This window comes from Streptomyces sp. NPDC020299 (genome assembly GCF_044387825.1).
Taxonomy (GTDB): Bacteria; Actinomycetota; Actinomycetes; order Streptomycetales; family Streptomycetaceae; genus Streptomyces.
On the sequence record NZ_JBIRWL010000027.1, the window covers coordinates 1 to 24,713 of the forward strand.

Here is a 24,713-nt window from a genome sequence, read left to right on the forward strand (position 1 = left end):
CGAAGCGGACGCCCCTGAGTACTGGCACCGCCTGCGCGAGATGGCTCAACTTGTCGCGGAGTCCCCACATGTAGCCACCAAATGAGATGACCTCTAAGAGGTCGTTCTCTTTCCGAACCTGGTGTGCGGATTCCGCTGACCAGACATGAGGTGGCAGCTGTCGCGGAAGTCTCGGCTCGTTGTCGGCCGGGATGTAGTGGGGGTGGCGGATGCCGTCGATGCGGGCGGTTCTGGAAGCGCGGCGGAAGGCCGCGGTGATGCGGGTGGAGGAGCTCGAAGCCGAACTGGAGCGAGTGCGGACAGACTTGGCGGACGCGAAAGAGGTACTCAGACGCCGGGTGATCGGCCTCGAGCAGTATCTGGAGGCGCTGGCCGAGGAGGAAGCGCCCGCCGTGGTGGTCGGCGGGGTGTCGCAGAGGAAGCCGGTCGGACCGCGACGCGCGGTGCCTCACCGGGAGAACGCGGCCGGGGTCGAGGACCTGTCGGTGGATTACCAGGCGGTGATGACTGCCGCGACGGAGGCCGCAGCCGACGGGCTGGATGCCCGGCGGACGGCCGTGGTGCTCGGCTGGGACAGCGCGTCCGCCTCCCGTGTCGAGGGTGCGAGGGCACGTCTGAAGAGACTGGTGGAACGGGGCTGGCTGGTGGAGACGAAGCCGGGAAAATTCACGCTGCCGGCATCACAGCAGGTCGATGAGGTTGTGCGGCCAGGCGGCGGTTCATGAGTGCGATCATCGACCACCGGATGACGGCTTCGCTCGTGTCGGTGCGTCGCTCGTAGTCCCGGACCAGGCGCCGACTGCGCAGGAGCCAGGCGAAGGATCTTTCCACGACCCAGCGGCGGGGCAGTGCCTGGAAACCTTGGACGTCCTCATGGCGACGGACGACGTCGAGGACGAGCCCGAGGTGCTGAATGGTCCAGTCGGCGAGGTGGCCGGTGTAGCCGCCGTCGGCCCAGACCCGCGCCAGGTGCCGGAAGCGGCTGGTTGCTGCCGGCAGAAGTGTCCGGGCGGCGTCCCGGTCGGTCGTGGACGCCGGTGTGACCAGCACGTCCAGGAGAAGTCCGAGCGTGTCGGTGAGCAGGTGCCGCTTGCGCCCGTTGATCTTCTTTCCTGCGTCGAACCCGCGTGAGTCGTGGGCGACGGTGGCGTCCGCTTTCACCGACTGGGAGTCCACCACAGCCGCACTCGGCTCCGGTTCACGGCCCTCCGACCGGCGGACCGCCTGGTGCAGACGTTCATGCAGTTCGGACACCAGTCCTGTGTCTCGCCAGCGGGCGAAGAAGGCATACACCCGCGGCCAGGGCGGGAAGTCGGCAGGCATCGCCCGCCATTTGATGCCGTTGTCAACGAGGTAGCGCACCGCGTCGATCATCTGCCTGGTCGGCCGCGTTACCGAACCTGTGGGCGAGGCAGTCACACCCACGAGTGGACGAACTGGACCCGGCAACCGCGACCACGCGACACTTCGACAACAGGGCCTCTTGCTTCTCGCTGGACTCGACAACCGCGAGCTACCAAGAGGCCCTTCCTCTATGCGCGCAGCCCGGCCAACTCACCCGAACCAGGATGCTGTTCGAGCACCACCGACCACACGAACGGTTAGAGAACAGCCAGTAAAGCCGTGGAGCCGACCGCCCCAGCCACGACGTACCCCCTCTCTGGCATCAGGTGGCTGATCGCTGTAGAGCGCGGCACGGGCGCCGGCCGGGCTGGAGCGGGGCGGAGACAGGAGCGCAGGCCCGGCTGGGGGCCGGGCCGCGCGCGGGGAGCGGAGCGAGCCGCCTTGAACCCGTGAAGAAGGTTGTAACTCAGTCGTCGGCTGGGATGCGCCACAGGGGAGCGGCGTACTGCTCTGGGCGGCTGCCGATGAGGAGTTGGCGTAGTTCGTTTCGCTGGGAGCCGCTGAAGTTCAGGGCCTCGGTGATGTGGCGGAAGGTCGTGTGGGTGACTCCGCGGGCTCGGGCTGCGGCCTGGAAGTCGTCGAGCCGAGACAGCACGTCGGCGGTGTCGAGCTTCCGGAGTGGCTGCTCGGTGAGCCAGGCTGCCTTGTTGCGCTCGTAGTCGATTTCCGAGAAGCCGCAGATCTCGCGGCTATATACCTCGGCTTCTTCCAAGGTGGCGGTCGTCATGATGGCGCGGGCCAGGCTGTTGCGGCTGACCGCGTCGTCCAGGTCGACTTCGTGAACCGTGGGGCCCTCATCGGTAAGGGGGACGGGAAGGCCGGCGTCGCGCACCTCACAGATACCCCGGGCTCCGCGGGCTGTCGCCGCGAGCATCGCTGTTGCTTCGGAGGGGTGCCACTCCAAGACGTTGCCGATCACCTCCACGTCCTTCGCGGTGAAGGTATGGACGAGGGAGCCGAGCAGGGGGAGTAGGTCGTCGGGTGGGATCTCGCCGTCCAGCCCTGGGCCTGCGATCAGCAACCGGATCGGGGCGTTGACCTGGCAGCAGGCGGCGAGGGTGAGGGCGTCGGCGAGCGGGCTCTTGAGTGTCGGTTCGTCGCCTCGGGCGAGGATGTCGCCGCCGACGTCCAGCAGATCGATCGACGTGGGGGCCGGTCGGCCTCGTCGAGACGGACCTGGTCTTACCCGAGCAGGGCTGGGGATCGGCTTTGCTCCACCGGACCCGCCCCTCGGTCGGCAAGCAGTGGACCGATTCGGGGGAGACCCACGACGACCGCGGACTCAAGAATCGGCCGACCGAGGACGTCAGGCGGGTGCCGATCCCGCCTCACCTCGTCGCCGTACTCCGCGAGCACCTGGCCACCTTCGGTACGGCGGACGACGGACGGCTCTTCTTCAGCGAGAAGGGCTCGGTCGTCCCGTCCTCGACCTACTACCGCGTGTGGCAGGAGGCCCGGCTCCTCTCGCTCCCGCCGGCCGTCGCGGCCTCGCCGCTCGCGAGTAGGCCGTACGACCTTCGGCACTCGGCGCTGTCGACGTGGCTCAATGCTGGAGTGGATCCCACCGAAGTTGCCGAGCGCGCCGGCAACAGCGTTGAGGTCCTGCTGACCCGCTACGCGAAGTGCCTCGATGGACGGCAGGACGTCGCCAACCGCCGCATCGAGGACCTGCTCCGCGAGTACGAATGACGGTCACCTGACCGTGTCCGAGGCCCCTGATCCTGTGCAGGGGCCTCTTTGATTGCTGTTGAGGCTGCTCTCGCGCCGTGTGCGCCACCCTGAGGACGCGAGGGTGCCTAAGGCGCCACGCGCTGGAACAACTCCCTAGGGCGCCACGGTGCCGTCGTTGGTGGCCGCTGGGGTAGCGTCCGCAGCCTGGCTCGCTTGCTCGTCGGCTGCTTCCAGCAGGCTGAGGGCAGGCGGGTTGACAGGTTGTGGTGTTCCCTGCAGATCGTATTGAAAGAGTGCGATGCCCTGCTGAGATGCCCATGCGATGGCCGGCGGGGTGTAGCCGGCCATCGAGAAGAACAGCGCGGCACGCTGCTTGGCGGTCGCTACGCCGTGCAGTTGCTGGACGGTGGGACGAGTGGTGGGGCTTCCTTCCTTCTTCACCTGGGCCACAGCGCGCTCGGCAAGGACGTCGATGCCTTCGTCCGCACCGACTGGGGTGGCCGCGGCATCGGTGAAGCCCAGGTAGCGCATCCAGTCGACGGCAACGAGTTCCGCGTCCCGGGCGTCGCGGATCAGCCGTTGTACGGGGCGATGGACTGAGGCGGTGGGCGGGGCGGCCGCAGCGGCCTCTTCACGGGCTGCCAGAGCGACGCGCAGGCGCGGATACTGGGAGAACCGGAAAACCAACTCCCCGACCGTCAGATGTCCCCAGCTCCCTTCGGCCGCGTCGCTCACGTCCTCGGGCTGGGGGTCGAACCGGTAGGAGATGCCCTTGTCCGATACGGCCGCTCCCCGGTCGGTCAGGATCAGCAGGGCGGGGCGTGTGTTTCCCTCGGTCTCCGACTGGGCGACACACAGGATGCGTTCGTCCACGGCGACGTGCCGACGCGCCAGTCGCTCCGCCTCGGCCTGAAGGCGTGGATCGCGCGCCGCGAGCGTCCTCTCCAGGCAGTGGGCGATCGCCTGGTCCTGCGGCGTTCCCCGCGCCGGGAGATCATCGAGCAGTTCCCGCACCGCGCGTTGCAGCGTCCGCGCCGCTTCACGCGCGCGGCGCTCCGCGATATCGGCGGCAGCCTCCTGCCGCTGCTGCTCGGCGCGTGCAGCAGTCCGAGCTCTCATCCGGGCATACCGAGCCGCATCACGTTGATGGCGGGCGGTGTTGCGTCGACCGGCCGGGGTCTTGCCGAGCAGCCACAGAACCGATCCCGTGAGGACAAAGACGCCTGTTCCGCTCGCCCACACGGCGGGAGACACGAAGACACCCACGAGCAAAACGAGCATTCCGATCGCCATCACAAAGACGAGCACCGTCGAGATCAGCTCGACGCGGGCATCGCCCGGCGAACGCGGTGTCATCCCGCCCGGAGTGTCGCTGCCACCGGCCGCCGCTGTCTCCATCACCTCCACAGGCTGCCGCCCCGCGGCAGTCCTGCCGAGTCCCCTGCAGCCTCCGGCGCCCTGACCGTGATAGCCGATGATCCCCTCATTCACCGGTGCCTTGCGCCCGCACACCGGACATCTACCGCGATCCACCGAGCCCCCTCAACGTGCCCCCCTGTACGCAGAAGAATGAACAGTAGTGGACAGACCGGCAGTGGCTAGGGGGCATCCCGTCCGCCCATCTTCCAGGCTTGGCCTGCAAAGCATTGAGGTTCAAGGTCGTCGTACTCGTGGGGCGTCACCTGCGGGAATGTCTCAAGATCCCGTCCACGCCTCGTCCACAGACCCCGACATACGGCCGCTCCGGGCGGCACATGCCTGCACATACGCGAAGACCCCGGCCTCAGCGTTTCCGCTGGTGACGGGGTCTTTGGGCACCTCATGATGGGTGCCCCCGGCAGGATTCGAACCTGCGCACACGGCTCCGGAGGCCGTTGCTCTATCCCCTGAGCTACGGGGGCGTGTCGGTCGGGAGGTGTTCGCTCCTGGCGACGGGTGAAACACTACCAGCTCTGATGGGGTGTTCATGAACGGGTTTCCGGGGGGTGGGGGAGGGGCGCGTCGCTCGGAGGGGGTGGAAGTGGGGAAAACCCGGACGCGGTGGCCGGTCTCGACCTACTCTCGAGTTGTGCCAGGCGCGTCGGGTCGGGTGCTTGTTGTGGACGACAACAAGGTCATCCGGCAGCTGATCAGGGTCAATCTCGAGCTGGAGGGTCTCGAGGTCGTGACCGCGGCCGATGGTGCCGAGTGTCTGGATGTCGTTCATCAGGTGCGGCCCGATGTCGTGACGCTGGATGTCGTCATGCCCCGGCTGGACGGGCTGCGGACCGCCGAGCGGTTGCGGGCCGATCCGCGGACGCGTGAGCTTCCGCTGGCCATCGTCAGCGCGTGTACGCCGTACGAGGTCGAGGCCGGCCTCCATGCCGGGGTTGATGCCTTTCTCTCCAAGCCCTTCGAGCCCGCTGAGCTCGTGCAACTCGTCCGGCGGTTGATCGACCGGGGGAGGGCTGACGCCGTCGCCGTCGGTGGGGAAGTGCCGCAGGCGGCCGAGCCCGGTGAGCGGCAGGAGTATCAGGAGCGGTAGGAGGGCAGGGCTATAGGCCGCTTGTCCGTATCTCGGGACAACCGCCCAAACCGGCTCGCATACCCACCCCCCTCCTCCCCTACCCTTGTCCCGTGACCCCCGTCGAGCTCTCGCGCACCGTGTTGCACGCGGTGCGGTGTGCCGTCGATGAAGGGGAGCTGAGCGTCACCGTGCCGGAGCGGGTCGTGGTCACGCCTCCTGGGCCGGGCGGGTGTGGGGACTACGCCACCAACATCGCGCTGCAGCTCGCCCGGCCGGCCGGGCAGCCTCCCCTGCGGGTCGCCGAGATACTGCGTCCTCATCTCGTCAGTGCCGAGGGTGTCGATGACGTTGTCGTCACCGGGCCCGGGTTTCTCAATATCTGTCTTCGCGTGGACGCCGAGCCCGTCGCCGGGCTTGTGCGGGAAGTGCGTGAGCGGGGGGCGGCTTACGGGCACAGTGACGCCCTCGCCGGGCAGGTCGTCAGGCTGCGGGTGCCGTACTGCGTTCGGGCCGAGGTCATCGCCGACGCGCTCGTGCGGATCGTTGCCACGCAGGGGGGGCGGGTGGAAGTAGAGCACGGGGAGCCCGTCAATCTGCGGCCCGTGCCCGCCCCGGAGGACCCCGCCCCGCTCGGGGCCGACGCCGCCCAGTGGGCCCTGCTCCATCCCGCGCCGCACGACCGGCCCCGGATCACCGCCGACCATCTGGTCCAGCGTGAGGGCAATCCCCTCTTCCGCGTCCGCTATGCGTATGCCCGTACCCGGGCTCTCACCCGCAACGCCGCCCGCCTCGGCTTCCGCGCCGAACCCGGTGACCCCAGCCGCACAGAAGCCGGCGTACTCGTCGCCGCCCTCGCCGACCACCCCCGTATCCTCGCCGCGGCCGCCACCCACCGTGCCCCGGATCGGCTTGCCCGGCACCTCGTCACCGTCGCCGATGCCGCGCTGCCCTTTCTGCTGACCGTGCTCCCGCGCGGCGAGGAGAAACCCTCGGCCGCCCACCGTGCCCGGCTCGCGCTCGCCGAAGCCGCCGGGACGGTGCTGGCCGGCGGCCTGTCCCTGCTCGGTATCGACGCACCCGACCACCTCTGAAAGAGCACGCCCAAGATGAGTCGTTCCGCACACCCCGCCGGGCCCCGTCACGCCGATGTCCTCCCCGAGGGGCACTACTCCGCGCCGCCCACCGACCTCAACGCCCTCGACCCCAAGGTGTGGGCCCAGACCGTCACCCGGGACGCCGACGGGGTCGTCACCGTCGGGGGTACTGACGTCAAGGCCCTTGCCGAGGAGTACGGCACCCCTGCCTACGTCCTCGACGAAGCCGACTTCCGCTCCCGCGCGCGGGCCTGGCGCACCGCCTTCGGAGCCGACGCCGACGTGTTCTACGCCGGGAAGGCGTTCCTGTCGCGTGCCGTCGTGCGGTGGCTGCACGAGGAAGGGCTGAACCTCGACGTCTGCTCCGGTGGGGAGCTGGCCACCGCCCTGTCCGCCGGGATGCCCGCCGAGCGCATCGCCTTCCACGGCAACAACAAGTCCGAGAGCGAGATCCGGCGGGCCGTCGAGGCGGGGGTGGGGCGTATCGTGCTCGACTCCTTCCAGGAGATCGTCCGTGTCGCCCACATCGCGCAGTCCCTCGGCAAGCGGCAGCGCGTGCAGATCCGTATCACCGTGGGCGTGGAGGCGCACACCCACGAGTTCATCGCCACCGCCCACGAGGACCAGAAGTTCGGGATTCCCCTCGCGGGCGGGCAGGCCGCCGAGGCCGTGCGGCGGGCCCTTCAGCTCGACGGGCTGGAGCTGATCGGGATCCACTCCCACATCGGGTCGCAGATCTTCGACATGTCCGGGTTCGAGGTCGCCGCGCACCGGGTGGTCGGGCTGCTCAAGGACGTACGGGACGAGCACGGCGTGGAATTGCCTGAAATTGACCTCGGTGGCGGGCTCGGGATCGCTTACACCAGTGACGACGATCCCCGCGAGCCGCACGAGATCGCCAAGGCGCTGACCGAGATCGTCACCCGTGAGTGCGAGTCCGCGCGGCTGCGGACGCCTCGTATCTCCGTCGAGCCCGGGCGCGCCATCGTCGGGCCCACGGCCTTCACGCTGTACGAGGTCGGCACCATCAAGCCCCTCGACGGGCTGCGGACGTACGTCTCCGTCGACGGGGGCATGTCCGACAACATCCGCACCGCGCTGTACGACGCCGAGTACAGCGTCGCTCTCGTATCCCGCACCTCCGATGCCGCCCCGATGCTCGCGCGCGTGGTCGGCAAGCACTGCGAGAGCGGGGACATCGTGGTCAAGGACGCGTTCCTGCCCGCCGACCTGGCACCGGGTGACCTGATCGCGGTGCCGGCGACGGGGGCGTACTGCCGGTCCATGGCCAGCAACTACAACCACGTGCTCCGGCCGCCGGTCGTCGCCGTGCGCGACGGTGAGGCCCGGGTGATCGTGCGTCGTGAGACGGAGGAGGATCTCCTGCGGCTCGATGTCGGGTGAGGCCCGGAAGCTGCTCGATGTCGGTTGAGGGCCCGGAAACGACCGGAAACGAATCGACCGGAAACGAATCGAAAGGGCGGGGCCGGAAGATCTACGGCCTTTCCCGTGCCCCGAAATGAAATAGATGTCTCACGATCCGGACATGGCATAGAAAGTCCCGTCCGGTGAGTGAGACTGGTCCAACCGTAGACGGTATGAGGAAACGAGGTCGGATGATGCGTACGCGTCCGCTGAAGGTGGCGCTGCTGGGCTGTGGGGTTGTCGGCTCAGAGGTGGCGCGCATCATGACGACGCACGCCGCCGACCTCGCCGCCCGTATCGGCGCTCCCGTGGAGCTCGCGGGCGTGGCCGTGCGGCGGCCCTCCAAGGTGCGCGAGGGCATCGACCCGGCGCTCGTCACCACCGACGCCACCGCCCTCGTCAAACGCGGCGACCTCGATGTCGTCATCGAGGTAATCGGCGGGATCGAGCCCGCCCGTACGCTCATCACCACCGCCTTCGAGCACGGCGCGTCCGTCGTCTCCGCCAACAAGGCCCTCCTCGCCCAGGACGGCGCCGCCCTGCACGCGGCGGCCGAGGCGAACGGCAAGGATCTGTACTACGAGGCCGCCGTCGCCGGTGCCATTCCGCTGATCCGGCCGCTGCGCGAGTCCCTCGCCGGTGACAAGGTCAACCGGGTGCTCGGGATCGTCAACGGGACGACGAACTTCATCCTCGACAAGATGGACTCGACCGGGGCCGGGTATCAGGAGGCCCTCGACGAGGCCACCGCCCTCGGGTACGCGGAGGCCGATCCGACCGCCGACGTCGAAGGGTTCGACGCCGCCGCCAAGGCCGCCATCCTCGCCGGGATCGCCTTCCACACGCGCGTGCGCCTCGACGACGTCTACCGCGAGGGTATGACCGAGGTGACGGCGGCCGACTTCGCCTCCGCCAAGGAGATGGGCTGCACCATCAAGCTGCTCGCCATCTGTGAGCGGGCGGCGGACGGTGGCTCCGTGACCGCCCGGGTCCACCCGGCGATGATCCCGCTGAGCCATCCGCTCGCCTCCGTGCGCGGCGCCTACAACGCCGTGTTCGTCGAGTCCGACGCCTCGGGGCAGCTGATGTTCTACGGTCCCGGCGCCGGCGGCGCGCCCACCGCCTCCGCCGTGCTCGGCGACCTCGTCGCCGTCTGCCGCAACCGGCTCAGCGGGTCCACCGGGCCCGGCGAGTCGGCGTACGCCGCGCTGACCGTCTCGCCCATGGGCGATGTCGTCACGCGGTACCACATCAGCCTCGACGTCGCCGACAAACCGGGTGTTCTCGCCCAGGTGGCCACGGTGTTCGCCGAGCACGGAGTGTCGATCGATACCGTTCGGCAGCAGGGCAAGGACGGTGAGGCCTCCCTCGTCGTCGTCACCCATCGAGCGTCCGACGCCTCCCTGACCGGGACCGTCGAGGCGCTGCGCAAGCTCGACACCGTGCGGGGTGTCGCCAGCATCATGCGGGTTGAAGGAGAGTAACCAGCAATGACCCACCAGTGGCGCGGAATCATCGAGGAATACCGGGATCGGCTGCCGGTGTCCGACAGCACCCCCGTTGTGACGCTCCGCGAGGGCGGCACGCCCCTCGTGCCCGCGCAGGTGCTCTCCGAGCGCACGGGCTGCGAGGTCCACCTGAAGGTGGAGGGTGCGAACCCCACCGGGTCCTTCAAGGACCGCGGCATGACCATGGCCATCAGCAAGGCCAAGGAGGAGGGGGCGAAGGCCGTCATCTGCGCCTCCACGGGCAACACCTCCGCCTCCGCCGCCGCCTACGCGGTGCGCGCCGGGATGGTCTCCGCGGTGCTCGTGCCGCAGGGCAAGATCGCGCTCGGCAAGATGGGCCAGGCCCTCGTGCACGGCGCGAAGATCCTCCAGGTCGACGGCAACTTCGACGACTGCCTCACGCTCGCCCGGGCGCTCAGTGAGAACTACCCTGTGGCGCTGGTCAATTCGGTCAACCCGGTGCGTATCGAGGGGCAGAAGACCGCCGCCTTCGAGATCGTGGACATGCTGGGCGACGCCCCGGACATCCACGTCCTGCCGGTCGGCAACGCGGGCAACATCACCGCGTACTGGAAGGGGTACAAGGAGTACGCCGCGGACGGCGTCGCCGCGAAGACTCCTCGCATGTGGGGCTTCCAGGCCTCCGGCAGTGCTCCGATCGTGCGCGGCGAGATCGTCAAGGACCCGTCGACGATCGCCACCGCGATCCGTATCGGCAACCCCGCCTCGTGGCAGTACGCCCTGGCGGCGCGGGACGAGTCGGGCGGGGCCATCGACGAGGTGACGGACCGTGAAATCCTGCGCGCCTACCGGCTGTTGGCCGCGCAGGAGGGTGTTTTCGTGGAGCCCGCGTCCGCCGCGTCCGTGGCCGGTCTGCTGAAGGCGGCCGAGCAGGGCAAGGTCGACCCGGGGCAGCGGATCGTGTGCACGGTCACCGGCAACGGCCTGAAGGACCCCGACTGGGCCGTCGCGGGCGCCCCGCAGCCGGTCACCGTCCCGGTCGACGCGGCGACGGCGGCCGAGCGCCTCGGCCTCGCCTGAGGGCCTGGGCCAGGGCCTGCGGATCCGGCTCGGCCTCGCCTGAGATCCGCCGCAGGCCGAGCGGAGGCCCACCGTAGGCCCATCGCAGACCCGCGGCAGGCCACCCTCAGACCCACCCGAGAATCCGCGGAACCGCCGGAGAACCCGCCCGCACCGGGCAACCCGGCGGCTCCCCGCGGCGTCTGAACCCAGGGACGCCCTAGGGACTCCCTAGGGAGGGGGCACAAGGGGTCCACGACACGCATCGTGCGCCTCCTGTGCGCCCTATGTCGCCACAGAACCTTCCTTCGATAGGCTGTACTGAACCCGCCCGCTGCATATGCCTCCGCATATGGCAGGGTGCCGCGCCGTCTGCGCGGCCGGAGGGCGTTCACGTACGTATCGAATGTCATTCGACCATCACGCAGCTCAAGGAGAGTCATCGAGCGATGGCCGGTCCAGCTTTCCGCGCCGCCGCCGTCCGGGTGCGCGTCCCCGCCACCAGCGCCAACCTCGGCCCGGGCTTCGACGCCTTCGGCCTCTCGCTGGGGCTGTACGACGACGTGGTCGTCCGGGTGGCCGACTCCGGGCTGCACATCGACATCGCGGGGGAGGGCAGCGAGACGCTGCCGCGTGACGAGAGTCACCTTCTCGCACGCTCCCTGCGCACCGCCTTCGACCTGCTCGGCGGCCAGCCGCGCGGCCTCGAGATCGTCTGTGCGAACCGCATTCCGCACGGCCGCGGCCTTGGTTCCTCCTCCGCCGCCATCTGCGCGGGCATCGTCGCCGCCCGGGCGGTGACCATAGGCGGCGAGGCCAAGCTCGACGACACCGCCCTGCTCGAACTGGCCACCGAGATCGAGGGTCACCCCGACAATGTGGCGGCCTGTCTGCTCGGCGGCTTCACGCTCTCCTGGATGGAGGCCGGCTCCGCGCGGGCGATCAGGATGGAGCCCGAGGATTCCATCGTTCCGGTGGTTTTCGTGCCCGGAAAGCCGGTACTGACCGAGACGGCGCGCGGCCTGCTGCCGCGCACCGTGCCGCACGTCGACGCCGCCGTCAACGCGGGCCGCGCGGCCCTGCTCGTCGAGGCACTGACCAGGCGCCCCGAGCTGCTGCTGCCGGCCACCGAGGACCGCCTCCACCAGGAGTACCGCGCCCCGGCGATGCCGGAGAGCGCCGCGCTGGTGGAACGGCTGCGGGCGGACGGGATCCCCGCGGTGATCTCGGGTGCCGGACCCACCGTCATGGCGCTGGCCGACGCGGCCACCGCCGAAAAGGTGGAACGGCTGGCGGGGGCCGGCTGGGCCGCCAACCGGCTGAGGCTGGACGCCCAGGGAGCGAGTGTTCTGCCGCTCGCGAACCCCGGGGATATCTAAAAGCGTCCGGTTGCCGGATTTGGAGAGGGGGAATGTTTGTTGGATCCGGTAGTGTTAATCTCAAGTCTGCACCCGACCCCACCATGGCGAGGTGCTTCGTGTCCCCGTCCGGGACAGACATTCTTCCGGGAACCTCCCAAGCCACTCCGTGTTCCGTACGCCGTGCCTGGGCAGCACGTCGTACGCGGGCACTGAGCGGGCCGCTGGGCACGTTCCGGAATCGGTGCTCCCACGCCACGTGACACTGGGTGCCACGGCTCAGGAAGCACCATCACCAGAAATTTCCTCCGCCGTTTTGGCGGACCACCGCCCCGGCTTGGTTCACAGAGACAGAACCGAAGTCGGACAGCACAAACGGTCGCCGAGCCAGACAGGCCGACGTCCGCTCCAGGGAAGGACCCTTCGTGAGCGACACCACCGATCTGATGGGCGCACGTGTCGAGGAGACCGCTGCCGCGCCCGCCACGGACGCCTCCGCGCCTGCCACCGGTGCCGGCTCCCGGCGGCGCCGCGGTACCGGCCTCGAGGGCATGGTGCTGGCCGAGCTGCAGCAGGTCGCATCCGGCCTCGGCATCAGGGGCACCGCGCGTATGCGCAAGAGCCAGCTGATCGAGGTCATCAAGGAGGCGCAGGCGGGAGGCGGCGCCGCCCCGGCCGCAAAGGCCGAAGCCCCCGCCGAGGCCAAGCCGAAGCGCCGGGCCACCTCCAAGGCCCGTACGGGCGAGGAGGCCGCCGAGAAGAAGGCCGCGAAGGCCGCCGAGGCGCCCGCCGAGAAGGCCGTGGCCCAGCAGCAGATCGAGATTCCCGGCCAGCCCGCCGGGGGCAACGGGGACGACGCCCCGACCGAGCGCCGCCGTCGCCGTGCCACCGCCGAGGCGGGTGCCCCCGCGAGCAGCGGCACCGAGACGATCGCCGCCGAGGCGAAGAGCGAGCCCAAGGCCGAGACCCCTGCCCAGCAGGCCCAGCCGCAGAGCGACGCCCCCAAGGGCGACGCCGGTGACGGCGACGGCCGTGGCCGCCGCGACCGCCGCGACCGCGGCCGGGACCGTGGCGACCGCGGTGACCGTGGTGACCGCCGTGGCGGCAAGGGCGACGACCAGCAGCAGGGCCAGGGCGGCGGTGGCCGTCAGGACCGCCAGGACCGTCAGGACCGCCAGCAGGGCCAGCAGCAGGGCGGCGGCGGCCGTCAGGACCGCAACGCCGGTCCGCAGGACGACGACGACTTCGACGGCGGACGCCGTGGCCGTCGCGGCCGCTACCGCGACCGCCGTGGCCGCCGTGGCCGCGACGAGATCGCCGAGCCGCAGGTGGCCGACGACGACGTCCTGATCCCCGTCGCGGGCATCCTGGACATCCTCGACAACTACGCCTTCATCCGTACGTCGGGCTACCTGCCGGGTCCGAACGACGTGTACGTCTCCCTCGCCCAGGTCCGCAAGAACGGCCTGCGCAAGGGCGACCACGTCACCGGCGCGGTCCGTCAGCCCAAGGAAGGCGAGCGGCGCGAGAAGTTCAACGCGCTGGTCCGCCTCGACTCCGTCAACGGCATGGCGCCCGAACACGGCCGTGGCCGCCCGGAGTTCAACAAGCTGACCCCGCTCTACCCGCAGGACCGCCTCCGCCTGGAGACGGACCCGGGCGTGCTGACCACCCGCATCATCGACCTCGTGTCGCCGATCGGTAAGGGCCAGCGCGGTCTGATCGTGGCCCCGCCGAAGACCGGCAAGACCATGATCATGCAGGCGATCGCCAACGCGATCACCCACAACAACCCCGAGTGCCACCTCATGGTCGTCCTCGTCGACGAGCGTCCGGAAGAGGTCACCGACATGCAGCGGTCGGTGAAGGGCGAGGTCATCTCCTCGACCTTCGACCGTCCGGCCGAGGACCACACCACGGTCGCCGAGCTCGCCATCGAGCGCGCCAAGCGTCTGGTGGAGCTGGGCCACGACGTCGTCGTGCTGCTCGACTCGATCACCCGTCTGGGCCGTGCGTACAACCTGGCCGCGCCGGCCTCCGGCCGCATCCTGTCCGGTGGTGTCGACTCGACCGCGCTGTACCCGCCGAAGCGCTTCTTCGGTGCGGCCCGCAACATCGAGGACGGCGGCTCGCTGACCATCCTCGCCACCGCCCTGGTGGACACCGGGTCCCGCATGGACGAGGTGATCTTCGAGGAGTTCAAGGGCACCGGCAACGCGGAGCTCAAGCTCGACCGGAAGCTCGCCGACAAGCGCATCTTCCCGGCGGTGGACGTCGACGCGTCCGGCACCCGTAAGGAAGAGATCCTGCTCGCCAGCGACGAGCTCGCCATCGTCTGGAAGCTGCGCCGGGTGCTGCACGCCCTCGACCAGCAGCAGGCGGTCGAGCTGCTTCTCGACAAGATGAAGCAGACGAAGTCGAACGCCGAGTTCCTGATGCAGATCCAGAAGACGACGCCTACGCCTGGCAACGGTGACTAGTCGCCGTTGAGGCTGGGGTGCATCGTCGGCTGCGGCTTGTCTGTGGCTGATCGCGCAGTTCCCCGCGCCCCTACGGGGCGCTGAAGGCCGTCCCCCGTCACTGATGTGACGGGGGACGGCCTTTTGGCGCTGTGTAGGTCGGGGCGCATCATGCGTCCCTTCCATCTCATGCATCCCTGGGGAACCCTTGAGCACAACCCTGCCCCGCGGTGGCCGGCACAGACGCCGGATACGCATCGCCCTGCCCCTCGCCGCCGCCGGTGTGGCCGCGGCCGTCACCGCCGCGGTGATGACCTCGTCCGCCGGTGCGGCCACCACTCCGCCGACGCCGAAGGTCAAGCCGGCCATCAGCTCGCCGTCGCTCGGTGAGCTGGAGAAGCGGGTCGCGGGCGCCCTCGCCGGTGACGACACCGCGGGGCAGACGACCGGCAAGTCGTCCCTGAGCGCGAGCACGAACACGAACACCGCCACCGCCGACCCGAAGATCATCGGCGGCACCGACACCACCATCACCTCGGCCCCCTGGATGGCCCAGCTCTGGTACTACGACGACAAGGGCACCACCGACAAGACCGACGACCTCGGCTTCTTCTGCGGCGGCGCCGTCGTCGCGCCGACGAAGGTCCTCACCGCCGCGCACTGCGTCAAGGGCTACGACTGGCACGCCAACGGCGCCGTCATCACGGGCACCTCCCAGCTGGCCACCACGGACGACGCGGGCGACACCGACCTGCACGGCGGGACCGCCACCGGCGTCTGGCGGCAGTGGAACCACCCCTCGTACAGCGCGGCCACCATCGACAACGACCTCGCCGTCCTCACCCTGCCGGTCGCGATCAAGGCCACGCCGATCCGGATGACGACGTCCGGCGACACCACCTCGTACGCGGCGGGCACCAGCGCCAAGCTGTACGGCTGGGGCCGCACCAGCTCCACCAGCCAGGACATCTCCGACACACTGAAGACGGCCACGCTGCCCATCCAGTCGGACAGCACCTGCGCCGGCGCCTACGGCACGGACTTCGTCAAGGGCCACATGGTCTGCGCGGGCAAGCCCGCCACCGGCAGCGACACCGGCACCACCGCCTCCTGCAACGGCGACTCCGGCGGCCCGCTGATCGTGGGCAACAGGATCGTGGGCGTGGTCTCCTGGGGCGTGAAGGACTGCGTCGCGAAGGGCTCCTACAGCGTCTTCACCAAGGCGAGCACCTATGTCGGCGCCGCTTATCCGCGCATCGACGACACCAACCTCAGCGGCGACCACAAGGCCGACCTGTGGGTGCGGGAGTCCTCCACCAAGACCGGCTACGAGAAGGACTCCACGGGCAGCGCGTTCGGCGCCCGCCAGTCCTGGGGCGGCTGGAGCGGCGTCAACGTCGTCCTGCAGACCGACCTCGACCGTGACGGCTACCAGGACCTCGTCGTGCGCGACAGCACCTCCGGCGCCGTCTTCTGGAGCCACTACGTGACCTCCAGCGGGTCCTGGAGCACGCAGCAGATCTTCGACAACTGGAAGACCCGCACCCGCGTCATCGCCCCCGGCGACCTCACCGGCGACCACCTGCCCGACCTGCTGTCCGTCGACTCCGGCGGCACCATGTGGCTCTACCCGGGCAAGGGCAACGGCAGCTTCTCCGCCCGCGTGGAGGTCGGCACGGGCTGGAACCAGTACAACTCGGTACGCGGCCACGGCGACCTCAACGGCGACGGCAAGGCCGACCTGCTCGCACGCAAGAGCGGCTCCGACGACCTCTACCTCTACAAGGGCACCGGCAAGTCCGGCACCGGGGCGTTCTCCACCCGGGTCAAGGTGCGCAGCGCGTGGACCGGGTACAACGCCTTCGACGCGGTCGGTGACGTGACCGGCGACGGCAAGGCCGACTTCCTGGCCCGCACGCCCGGCGGCACGCTGTATCTGTACAAGGGCACCGGTAAGGCGACCAGCGAGATCTTTGCCACACGTGTCTCGGTCGGTACCGGTTTCGACAAGTACGACATCTTCGGCTGAACCCGCAGGTGAGCGGGGAGTGCTCCCGCTCGTTCGGCTACGGACCGTGCCCGCCGCCGTACGCGGTGGGCACGGTCCGTTGTGCAACCCTGTGCCGAGTTTCCCCGTCTGACCTCGGGGAGTGACGATGGTGCGGTAAGGGTCGCGAGACCAGGCCTGTCCCTGAAAACAGGGGGTAACCGACCGGACGAGAATTCGAGGAGCGCATGTCTGCCGAGAGCACGCCCGAGCCCGCGATAGCCCAGCCCGGCACGAAGGGCCGCCGAGCCAAGGGGCGCCGCCGCAAGGCGCCCAGCAGGCGTCACAAGGCCCTGGTGGTCACCGCCTGGACGGCCGGAGGCGTGCTGCTGCTGGGCGGCACCGGCATCGGGTACGTGTACTTCAAGCTCAACGGCAACCTCAAGAGCGTCGACATCAACCAGGCGCTCGGCACGGACCGGCCGGCCAAGGCCGACAACGGCTCCGAGAACATCCTGGTCCTCGGCTCGGACACCCGCGCAGGCTCCAACAAGAAGCTCGGCGGCGGCACCGACGACGGCAGCGCCCGCTCCGACACGGCGATGATCGTGCACGTCTACAAGGGCCACAAGAAGGCCTCCGTGGTCTCCATGCCCCGCGACACCCTCATCAACCGCCCCGAGTGCACCGACACCAAGGGCACCACCCACCCCGCGGCCAGAGGGGTCATGTTCAACGAGTCGTACTCCACCGGCGGTGCCGCCTGCACCGTGAAGACCGTGGAGACCCTCAGCGGCCTGCGCATGGACCACTACCTCGAGGTCGACTTCGCCGGCTTCCAGAAGCTCATCGACGAGCTCGGCGGCGTCCCGGTGACCACGACCAAGGCCATCAAGGACCCGCAGAGCCACCTGGACCTCAAGGCCGGCACGCACCAGCTCACCGGTCAGCAGGCCCTCGGCCTGGTCCGCACCCGGCACGGCGTCGGCGACGGCTCCGACCTCGGCCGCATCCAGCTCCAGCAGGCCTTCGTCAAGGCCCTGCTCGACCAGGTCAAGCACGTCGGCGTCTTCACCAACCCGAAGAAGCTGCTCGACCTCGCCGACACCGCCACCAAGGCCGTCACCACCGACTCCGACCTGGGCTCGGTGAACTCCCTGACGGACTTCGCCGACGGCCTCAGCGGCATCAGCTCCTCGCACATGCACATGGTCACGATGCCGGTCCAGTACGACCCCGCGAACCCCAACCGCGTCATCGTCCAGCAGGCCAAGGCCAAGCAGGTCTGGACGGCCCTCAAGAACGACCGGCCCATCCCGGCGAGCGCCACGAAGGGCACGGCGACGGGCGAGGCCAAGGGCGTCGTGACTGCGGGGGAATAGAAAACGCGAACCCCCGGTTTTGGGGGATGGCCCCAGTCCTGGCAGACTGGTACGTCGGCCCCGGTTCACGCCACCGCACCCCGCGGCAGCGACCCGGTGCCCTCCCGAAACCTAGGAGACACCTTGAAGCGCGACATCCACCCCGCGTACGTCGAGACGCAGGTCAGCTGCACCTGCGGCGCGTCGTTCACCACCCGCAGCACCATCGAGTCCGGCACCATCCGGGCCGAGGTCTGCTCCGAGTGCCACCCGTTCTACACGGGCAAGCAGAAGATCCTCGACACCGGTGGCCGTGTGGCCCGCTTCGAGGCCCGCTTCGGCAAGGCTGCCGCCGGCTCCAAGAAGTAGCGAGCCCCAATCCGCCGGTCCACGGCCGCGGCCCCTCCCCGGAGGGCGCCGCGCCGGGACCGGCGTTTTTGGTCGCCCGCCAGCCCTCCCCCCGCAGTATCAGGAGCCCAAGATGTTCGAGGCCGTCGAGGAACTCGTCGCAGAGCACGCCGACCTGGAGAAGAAGCTCGCCGACCCGTCGGTCTTCGCCGACCAGGCGAACGCGCGCAAGCTGAACAAGCGCTACGCCGAGCTCACCCCGATCGTCGCCACGTACCGCTCCTGGAAGCAGACCGGCGACGACATCGACACCGCGCGCGAACTCGCCGCCGACGACCCGGACTTCGCGGCCGAGGTCAAGGACCTGGAGAAGCAGCGCGAGGGACTCACCGAGAAGCTGCGCCTCCTGCTCGTCCCGCGCGACCCGAGTGACGACAAGGACGTCATCCTGGAGATCAAAGCGGGCGCCGGCGGCGACGAGTCCGCCCTGTTCGCCGGTGACCTGCTGCGCATGTACCTGCGGTACGCCGAGCGGATCGGCTGGAAGACCGAGATCATCGACGCCACCGAGTCCGAGCTGGGCGGCTACAAGGACGTCCAGGTCGCGGTGAAGACCAAGGGCGGCCAGGGCGCCACCGAGCCCGGCCAGGGCGTGTGGGCCCGCCTGAAGTACGAGGGCGGTGTGCACCGCGTGCAGCGGGTGCCCGCGACCGAGTCCCAGGGCCGTATCCACACCTCCGCCGCCGGTGTCCTCGTCACCCCCGAGGCCGAGGAGGTGGACGTGGAGATCAACCCCAACGACCTCCGCATCGACGTCTACCGCTCCTCCGGACCGGGCGGCCAGTCCGTGAACACCACCGACTCCGCGGTGCGCATCACGCACCTGCCGACCGGAGTCGTCGCCTCCTGCCAGAACGAGAAGAGCCAGCTGCAGAACAAGGAGCAGGCACTGCGTATCCTGCGCTCCAGGCTGCTCGCCGCGGCGCAGGAGGAGGCGGAGAGGGAGGCCGCCGACGCCCGTCGCAGCCAGGTCCGCACCGTCGACCGCTCCGAGAAGATCCGCACCTACAACTTCCCGGAGAACCGCATCTCGGACCACCGTGTCGGCTTCAAGGCGTACAACCTGGACCAGGTCCTGGACGGCGACCTCGACTCGGTGATCCAGGCCTGCGTCGACGCGGACTCGGCGGCGAAACTCGCGGCCGCGTAAGGGCACGTCACGCAGGTCACGACGCGGTTCACGCACGTGACGAAGTACTGAACACCGGAGGACGAGCGTGCAGCAAGATTTTGGGGGGCGACCCCCAAGCCCCCGCAGCGTGCTGCTCGCGGAGGTGGCGCAGGCCACCCAGCGGCTGGCCGACGCCGGCGTGCCCTCGCCGCGCACCGACGCGGAGGAACTCGCCGCGTTCGTGCACGGGGTGAAGCGGGGCGAGCTGCACGCCGTGAAGGACTCCGACTTCGACGCCCGCTACTGGGAGGTCATCGCCCGGCGCGAACAGCGCGAGCCGCTGCAGCACATCACCGGGCGGGCCTACTTCCGGTACCTGGAACTCCAGGTCGGGCCGGGCGTGTTCGTGCCCCGGCCCGAGACCGAGTCCGTGGTCGGCTGGGCCATAGACGCGGTGCGCGCCATGGACGTCGTGGAGCCGTGCATCGTCGACCTGTGCACCGGATCCGGCGCCATCGCGCTCGCCCTCGCCCAGGAGGTGCCGCGCTCCCGCGTGCACGCCGTGGAGCTGTCCGAGGACGCCCTCCAGTGGACCCGGAAGAACGTGGAGGGGTCCAGGGTCGACCTGCGCCAGGGCAACGCCCTGGACGCCTTCCACGACCTCGACGGCCAGGTCGACCTGGTCGTCTCCAACCCGCCGTACATCCCGCTCACCGAATGGGAGTACGTCGCCCCCGAGGCCCGCGACTACGACCCCGAACTGGCGTTGTTCTCCGGGGAGGACGGCCTCGACCTCATCCGCGGTCTGGAGCGCACCGCGCACCGGCTGCTGCGGCCCGGCGGGGTCGTCGTCATCGAGCACGCCGACACACAGGGCGGACAGGTGCCGTGGATCTTCACCGAGGAGCGGGGCTGGGCCGACGCGGCCGACCACCCGGACCTCAACAACCGTCCCCGGTTCGCGACCGCGCGCAAGGCGCTGCCGTGACCCCCACGATCCATCCCCACCAGCAGTTCGTGTACTTCGTGTACGAGGAGGCCCGCTAGACATGGCACGGCGATACGACACCAATGACGCGACCGACCGCGCGACCGGTCTGCGCGAGGCCGCGTCCGCCGTCCGCCGGGGCGAACTCGTGGTGCTGCCCACCGACACCGTGTACGGCATCGGCGCCGACGCGTTCTCCTCGCAGGCGGTGGCCGATCTGCTCGACGCCAAGGGGCGGGGCCGCAACATGCCCACTCCTGTGCTGATCGGCTCCCCGAACACGCTCCACGGTCTCGTCACCGACTTCTCCGAGCTGGCCTGGGAGCTGGTCGACGCGTTCTGGCCGGGGGCCCTCACGCTGGTCGCCCGGCACCAGCCGTCCCTGCAGTGGGACCTCGGGGACACCCGTGGCACGGTTGCCGTACGCATGCCGCTGCACCCGGTCGCGATCGAGCTGCTGACGGACGTCGGCCCGATGGCCGTGTCGTCGGCGAACCTCACGGGCCACCCCGCGCCGGAGACCTGCGACGCCGCGCAGGAGATGCTGGGCGACTCCGTCTCCGTCTACCTCGACGGCGGCCCCACCCCGGGCAACGTGCCGTCGTCCATCGTCGACGTCACCGGCGAGGTGCCGCTGCTGCTGCGCGAGGGCGCGATCTCACCGGACGAGCTGCGGAAGGTCGTACCCGACCTCGAGGTGGCGAATTGACGGCCCCTGACGCGGGGCGTGGCATAGGCGGCGGTGGATACAACGCGGAAGAGACGACGACGTTCGGGTTTCCGCGCGACAGCTTCCGCATCCTCCATGTCAGCACCGGCAACGTGTGCCGCTCGCCGATCACCGAGCGGCTGACCCGCCATTTCGTGGCGCAGCGGCTCGGGGTACTGGGCGGCGGGCTGATCGTGGAGAGCGCGGGCACCTGGGGGCACGAGGGTGCGCCCATGGAGGCCAACGCGGAGGCGGTGCTGGCCGACTTCGGCGCGGATGCCTCCGGGTTCGTCGGGCGGGAGCTGCTGGACGAGCACGTGATCATGGCGGACCTGGTGCTGACCGCCACGCGGGACCACCGGGCGCAGGTGATCTCCATGGGGCACTCGGCCGGCCTGCGCACCTTCACGCTGAAGGAGTTCACCCGCCTGGTGCGGGCCATCGACCCGGCGACGCTTCCCGGGCTGGAGTACGGGCTGGTCGCGCGGGCGCGTGCGCTGGTCCGTGCGGCGGCCGCGCTACGGGGGTGGCTGCTGGCGCCCACCGCCGAGGCGGACGAGGTGTACGACCCGTACGGGGCGCCGCTGCCGTTCTTCCGCTCGATCGGCGACGAGATACACGAGGCGCTGGACCCTGTGGTCACGGCGCTGACGGGCGTACCGGCGCGGACGTAGTGGCCTGTGGGTTTCGCCCCCGCCGCCCCTACCCTTCCCGTCCTCCAGGGGCTCCGCCCCTCCGACCCCGCTGGGGGCTGCCGCCCCCGGACCCCCGCTTCGGCCTGAACGGCCTCGTCCTCAAACTCCCCCAGAGGGGCACCCCCGGACGGGCTGAGAACCGCCGCGCGGCGCAGTCGTCGTCCCCGGCCTACATTGGACTCACGTCACCGTCGACCGCCCGGAGTGTGTCATGTCGGTCACCCATACCCTCGAGGCCGATGTCCTGCGGCGGCAGGACCCGGAGCTGGCCGGGATCGTGCTGGGTGAGGTGGAGCGGCAGGCGACGACGTTGCAGTTGATCGCGGCGGAGAACTTCGCGTCGGCGGCGGTGCTGGCGGCGTTGGGATCGGCGTTGGCCAACAAGTATGCGGAGGGGTATCCGGGGGCCCGGCATCACGGTGGCTGCGAGATCGTCGATGTCGCGGAGCGGCTCGCGGTGGAGCGGGCGAAGGGGCTGTTCGGGGCCGAGCACGCGAACGTGCAGGCGCACTCGGGGTCGTCGGCCGTGCTCGCCGCGTATGCCGCCCTGCTGCGGCCCGGTGACACCGTCCTCGCCCTCGGGCTGGCGCACGGCGGGCATCTCACTCACGGCTCGCCCGCGAACTTCTCCGGCCGCTGGTTCGACTTCGTCGGGTACGGGGTGGACGCGGAGACCGGGCTCATCGATCACGACCAGGTGCGGGCACTGGCCCGCGCGCACCGGCCCAAAGCGATCGTGTGCGGGTCGATCTCCTACCCGCGCCACATCGACTACGCCTTCTTCCGCGAGGTCGCCGACGAGGCCGGGGCCTATCTGATCGCCGATGCCGCGCATCCGATAGGGCTGGTCGCGGGCGGAGCGGCGCCCAGCCCGGTGCCGTACGCCGACATCGTGTGCGCGACGACCCACAAGGTGCTGCGCGGTCCCCGCGGCGGGATGATCCTGTGCGGCACCGAGCTGGCCGAGCGTGTCGACCGGGCCGTGTTCCCCTTCACCCAGGCAGGCGCGCAGATGCACACCATCGCCGCGAAGGCCGTGGCGTTCGGCGAGGCGGCGACACCGGCGTTCACCGCGTACGCCCATCAGGTGGTCGCCAACGCGCGCGGCCTCGCCGCCGGACTGGCCGCCGAGGGGCTGGCCGTCACCACCGGCGGCACCGACACCCACCTGATCACCGCCGACCCGGCCCCGCTCGGCGTCGACGGGCGCACCGCGCGCGGGCGGCTCGCCGCCGCCGGGATCGTGCTCGACTGCTGCGTACTGCCGCACGGCGACGCCCGCGGGCTGCGCCTGGGCACCGCCGCGGTGACCACCCAGGGCATGGGGGAGCGGGAGATGACGCGGATCGCGGCGCTGCTCGCCGGTGTGCTGCGCGGTGAGACGGATCCCACGGCGGCCCGTGGCGAGGTGCGGGAACTGGCGGCCGGATTCCCGCCGTATCCGGGCCGTATTCCGGCTGAGCGCGGGTAGGCGCACCCGCACACAGCCTTACGTGCAACCATCGTCGCTACCCGGCAGTCCCCACAGATATGCGTACGTCGCTAGGGTGTGGGGCTGAGATGGCCAGCGAGACCTGTGGGGAAGCCTGTGCGTGAATACCTGCTGACGCTCTGCATCACGGCCGCGGTGACGTATCTGCTGACAGGGCCGGTACGGAAGTTCGCGATCGTGGCCGGAGCGATGCCGGAGATCAGGGCCCGTGACGTGCACCGGGAACCCACTCCGCGGCTCGGCGGTATCGCCATGTTCTTCGGCCTGTGCGCGGGCCTGCTGGTCGCGGACCACCTCACCAACCTCAGTGCGGTCTTCGAGAAGTCCAACGAACCGCGGGCGCTGCTCTCCGGAGCGGCGCTCATCTGGCTGATCGGCGTCCTGGACGACAAGTTCGAGATCGACGCCCTGATCAAGCTGGGCGGTCAGATGATCGCCGCCGGTGTGATGGTCATGCAGGGTCTGACGATCCTGTGGCTGCCCATCCCGAGCGTCGGCAACGTGGCGCTGACCCAGTGGCAGGGCACGCTGCTGACGGTGGCGCTGGTGGTCATCACGATCAACGCGGTCAACTTCGTCGACGGCCTCGACGGCCTCGCCGCCGGCATGGTGTGCATCGCCGCCGGCGCGTTCTTCCTGTACGCCTACCGGATCTGGTACTCGTACGGCATCGAGGCCGCCGCCCCGGCCACGCTGTTCTCGGCGATCCTGATGGGCATGTGCCTGGGCTTCATGCCGCACAACATGCATCCCGCGCGGATCTTCATGGGCGACTCCGGCTCGATGCTGATCGGCCTGGTCCTGGCGGCGGGCGCGATCTCCATCACCGGCCAGGTCGACCCGGACGCGCTGAACCTTTACGCGGGATCCGAGAAGGCGGCCGTGCACCAGACGGTGCCGGTCTACATCCCGCTGCTGCTGCCGCTGACGATCATCGCCGTGCCGGCCGCCGACCTGGTCCTGGCCATCGTGCGCCGCACCTGGCGCGGTCAGTCCCCGTTCGCCGCCGACCGCGGCCACCTGCACCACCGACTGCTGGAGATCGGCCACTCGCACAGCCGGGCCGTGCTGCTCATGTACTTCTGGTCGGCGCTGATCGGCTTCGGCGCGCTGGCGTACTCCGTGAACTCCGCGTCGATGTGGATCGTGCTCGGGGCGGCCCTCCTCAGCGCGATCGGCCTCGTACTGCTCCTGCTGCCGCGGTTCACCCCACGCGCCCCGCGCTGGGCCGAGGGCCTGCTGCCGCCGCGCTACCGGCGCCGCCGCGCGACCGCGACGTCCGAGCAGCACGCTCAGCGCGCGGAGCCCGAGCAGCACGCTCAGGCCACCGGGCACGGCGAGGAGGAGGCCGCGGCGCACCCCGCTCCGGTCGCCGCCGCGGTGCCCGGGGCCAACGGAGCGACCGCCCTGGGGGCCCGTCCACGGCCCCGCGTCGGCGGCGGCTCAAGGTAAGAATCTGACTAGAGCATTGCCAAGTCGTGGGGGAGCAAAGCCCCCCAATACCAGACAAGACACCC

Annotated in this window: 19 protein-coding genes, 1 tRNA gene and 2 pseudogenes; 18 read left to right on the plus strand and 4 right to left on the minus strand. The window is 70.0% G+C overall.

The features are described 5' to 3' along the window. The first annotated feature begins 218 nt into the window (after nt 1-218). Complete coding sequence (locus ACH45E_RS41235; protein ID WP_399042634.1) at nt 219-725, plus strand: hypothetical protein; 507 nt, start codon at nt 219-221, stop codon at nt 723-725. Here the strand turns inward: ACH45E_RS41235 and ACH45E_RS41240 are convergent. Continuing rightward, nucleotides 667-1,374, minus strand: a complete 708-nt coding sequence (locus tag ACH45E_RS41240; protein ID WP_361454597.1) for an IS5 family transposase — start codon at nt 1,372-1,374, stop codon at nt 667-669. The two genes, ACH45E_RS41235 and ACH45E_RS41240, sit on opposite strands and share 59 nt — an antisense overlap. Nucleotides 1,375-1,810: 436 nt before the next feature. Beyond that, nucleotides 1,811-2,557: pseudogene (locus tag ACH45E_RS41245) on the minus strand (DUF1152 domain-containing protein); the annotation flags it as partial. On the opposite strand from ACH45E_RS41245, the pseudogene ACH45E_RS41250 reads away from it, so the two are divergent. Further along, a pseudogene (locus tag ACH45E_RS41250) lies at nt 2,557-3,093 on the plus strand (site-specific integrase); the annotation flags it as partial. The pseudogenes ACH45E_RS41245 and ACH45E_RS41250 overlap by 1 nt on opposite strands. Nucleotides 3,094-3,228: 135 nt before the next feature. On the opposite strand, the gene ACH45E_RS41255 reads toward ACH45E_RS41250, so the two are convergent. After that, nucleotides 3,229-4,473 (minus strand): restriction endonuclease, encoded by a 1,245-nt coding sequence (locus ACH45E_RS41255; RefSeq protein ID WP_361454612.1) that lies wholly within the window; start codon nt 4,471-4,473, stop codon nt 3,229-3,231. A gap of 431 nt (nt 4,474-4,904) precedes the next feature. Next, a tRNA-Arg gene (locus ACH45E_RS41260) sits at nt 4,905-4,976 on the minus strand. A gap of 65 nt (nt 4,977-5,041) precedes the next feature. Here ACH45E_RS41260 and ACH45E_RS41265 point away from each other — a divergent pair. The 16 genes from ACH45E_RS41265 (at nt 5,042) to ACH45E_RS41340 (ending at nt 24,648) form a co-directional block, all read left to right on the plus strand. Beyond that, nucleotides 5,042-5,599, plus strand: a complete 558-nt coding sequence (locus ACH45E_RS41265) for a response regulator (protein WP_361454594.1) — start codon at nt 5,042-5,044, stop codon at nt 5,597-5,599. Nucleotides 5,600-5,691: 92 nt separating this feature from the next. Beyond that, nucleotides 5,692-6,672, plus strand: a complete 981-nt coding sequence (nrtL, locus tag ACH45E_RS41270; RefSeq protein WP_361454591.1) for an ArgS-related anticodon-binding protein NrtL — start codon at nt 5,692-5,694, stop codon at nt 6,670-6,672. A gap of 15 nt (nt 6,673-6,687) precedes the next feature. Beyond that, nucleotides 6,688-8,079, plus strand: a complete 1,392-nt coding sequence (gene lysA / locus ACH45E_RS41275) for a diaminopimelate decarboxylase (RefSeq protein ID WP_361454588.1) — start codon at nt 6,688-6,690, stop codon at nt 8,077-8,079. Nucleotides 8,080-8,291: 212 nt separating this feature from the next. Continuing rightward, on the plus strand, nt 8,292-9,584 hold the full coding sequence (locus ACH45E_RS41280) for a homoserine dehydrogenase (protein WP_361454585.1): 1,293 nt from the start codon (nt 8,292-8,294) through the stop codon (nt 9,582-9,584). A gap of 6 nt (nt 9,585-9,590) precedes the next feature. Next, a complete protein-coding gene (gene thrC, locus ACH45E_RS41285; protein WP_361454582.1) occupies nt 9,591-10,649 on the plus strand; it encodes a threonine synthase in 1,059 nt (352 codons plus the stop codon). A gap of 428 nt (nt 10,650-11,077) precedes the next feature. Then, nucleotides 11,078-12,007: a homoserine kinase gene (gene thrB / locus ACH45E_RS41290; protein WP_361454579.1), complete on the plus strand. Its 930-nt coding sequence runs from the start codon at nt 11,078-11,080 to the stop codon at nt 12,005-12,007. A 404-nt stretch (nt 12,008-12,411) separates the two neighbouring features. Continuing rightward, on the plus strand, nt 12,412-14,466 hold the full coding sequence (gene rho, locus ACH45E_RS41295) for a transcription termination factor Rho (protein ID WP_361454576.1): 2,055 nt from the start codon (nt 12,412-12,414) through the stop codon (nt 14,464-14,466). Nucleotides 14,467-14,653: 187 nt separating this feature from the next. After that, entirely contained in the window at nt 14,654-16,474 is a 1,821-nt protein-coding gene (locus ACH45E_RS41300) for a trypsin-like serine protease (protein ID WP_399042607.1), read from the plus strand. Nucleotides 16,475-16,680: 206 nt separating this feature from the next. Next, complete coding sequence (locus tag ACH45E_RS41305; RefSeq protein ID WP_361454573.1) at nt 16,681-17,814, plus strand: LCP family protein; 1,134 nt, start codon at nt 16,681-16,683, stop codon at nt 17,812-17,814. A 123-nt stretch (nt 17,815-17,937) separates the two neighbouring features. After that, a complete protein-coding gene (gene rpmE, locus ACH45E_RS41310; protein ID WP_014675000.1) occupies nt 17,938-18,162 on the plus strand; it encodes a 50S ribosomal protein L31 in 225 nt (74 codons plus the stop codon). Nucleotides 18,163-18,274: 112 nt separating this feature from the next. Next, nucleotides 18,275-19,351, plus strand: a complete 1,077-nt coding sequence (gene prfA, locus ACH45E_RS41315) for a peptide chain release factor 1 (RefSeq protein WP_361454570.1) — start codon at nt 18,275-18,277, stop codon at nt 19,349-19,351. Between the two features lie 109 nt (nt 19,352-19,460). After that, entirely contained in the window at nt 19,461-20,300 is an 840-nt protein-coding gene (gene prmC / locus ACH45E_RS41320) for a peptide chain release factor N(5)-glutamine methyltransferase (RefSeq protein ID WP_361454568.1), read from the plus strand. A gap of 61 nt (nt 20,301-20,361) precedes the next feature. Next, nucleotides 20,362-21,009 carry an L-threonylcarbamoyladenylate synthase gene (locus ACH45E_RS41325; RefSeq protein WP_361454565.1) on the plus strand — a complete coding sequence of 216 codons (648 nt, stop codon included), beginning with the start codon at nt 20,362-20,364 and terminating at the stop codon, nt 21,007-21,009. Next, nucleotides 21,006-21,683 (plus strand): protein-tyrosine-phosphatase, encoded by a 678-nt coding sequence (locus tag ACH45E_RS41330; RefSeq protein ID WP_361454562.1) that lies wholly within the window; start codon nt 21,006-21,008, stop codon nt 21,681-21,683. Before ACH45E_RS41325 ends, ACH45E_RS41330 begins: the two co-directional genes overlap by 4 nt. A 232-nt stretch (nt 21,684-21,915) precedes the next feature. Beyond that, complete coding sequence (glyA, locus tag ACH45E_RS41335) at nt 21,916-23,175, plus strand: serine hydroxymethyltransferase (RefSeq protein ID WP_361454559.1); 1,260 nt, start codon at nt 21,916-21,918, stop codon at nt 23,173-23,175. A gap of 117 nt (nt 23,176-23,292) precedes the next feature. Further along, nucleotides 23,293-24,648, plus strand: coding sequence for an MraY family glycosyltransferase (locus tag ACH45E_RS41340; RefSeq protein WP_361454556.1), 1,356 nt, complete (start codon nt 23,293-23,295; stop codon nt 24,646-24,648). Nucleotides 24,649-24,713 lie beyond the last annotated feature (65 nt).

Excerpts from the sequence above, each read along its gene's own strand:
- prfA (WP_361454570.1), top strand. The coding sequence starts at position 18,275 with ATGTTCGAGGCCGTCGAGGAACTCGTCGCAGAGCACGCCGACCTGGAG.
- ACH45E_RS41305 (WP_361454573.1), top strand. The coding sequence starts at position 16,681 with ATGTCTGCCGAGAGCACGCCCGAGCCCGCGATAGCCCAGCCCGGCACG.
- ACH45E_RS41240 (WP_361454597.1), bottom strand. The coding sequence starts at position 1,374 with ATGATCGACGCGGTGCGCTACCTCGTTGACAACGGCATCAAATGGCGG.
- ACH45E_RS41325 (WP_361454565.1), top strand. The coding sequence starts at position 20,362 with ATGGCACGGCGATACGACACCAATGACGCGACCGACCGCGCGACCGGT.
- ACH45E_RS41280 (WP_361454585.1), top strand. The coding sequence starts at position 8,292 with ATGATGCGTACGCGTCCGCTGAAGGTGGCGCTGCTGGGCTGTGGGGTT.
- glyA (WP_361454559.1), top strand. The coding sequence starts at position 21,916 with ATGTCGGTCACCCATACCCTCGAGGCCGATGTCCTGCGGCGGCAGGAC.
- lysA (WP_361454588.1), top strand. The coding sequence starts at position 6,688 with ATGAGTCGTTCCGCACACCCCGCCGGGCCCCGTCACGCCGATGTCCTC.
- ACH45E_RS41255 (WP_361454612.1), bottom strand. The coding sequence starts at position 4,473 with ATGGAGACAGCGGCGGCCGGTGGCAGCGACACTCCGGGCGGGATGACA.
- ACH45E_RS41265 (WP_361454594.1), top strand. The coding sequence starts at position 5,042 with ATGAACGGGTTTCCGGGGGGTGGGGGAGGGGCGCGTCGCTCGGAGGGG.
- thrC (WP_361454582.1), top strand. The coding sequence starts at position 9,591 with ATGACCCACCAGTGGCGCGGAATCATCGAGGAATACCGGGATCGGCTG.
- ACH45E_RS41235 (WP_399042634.1), top strand. The coding sequence starts at position 219 with ATGCGGGCGGTTCTGGAAGCGCGGCGGAAGGCCGCGGTGATGCGGGTG.
- thrB (WP_361454579.1), top strand. The coding sequence starts at position 11,078 with ATGGCCGGTCCAGCTTTCCGCGCCGCCGCCGTCCGGGTGCGCGTCCCC.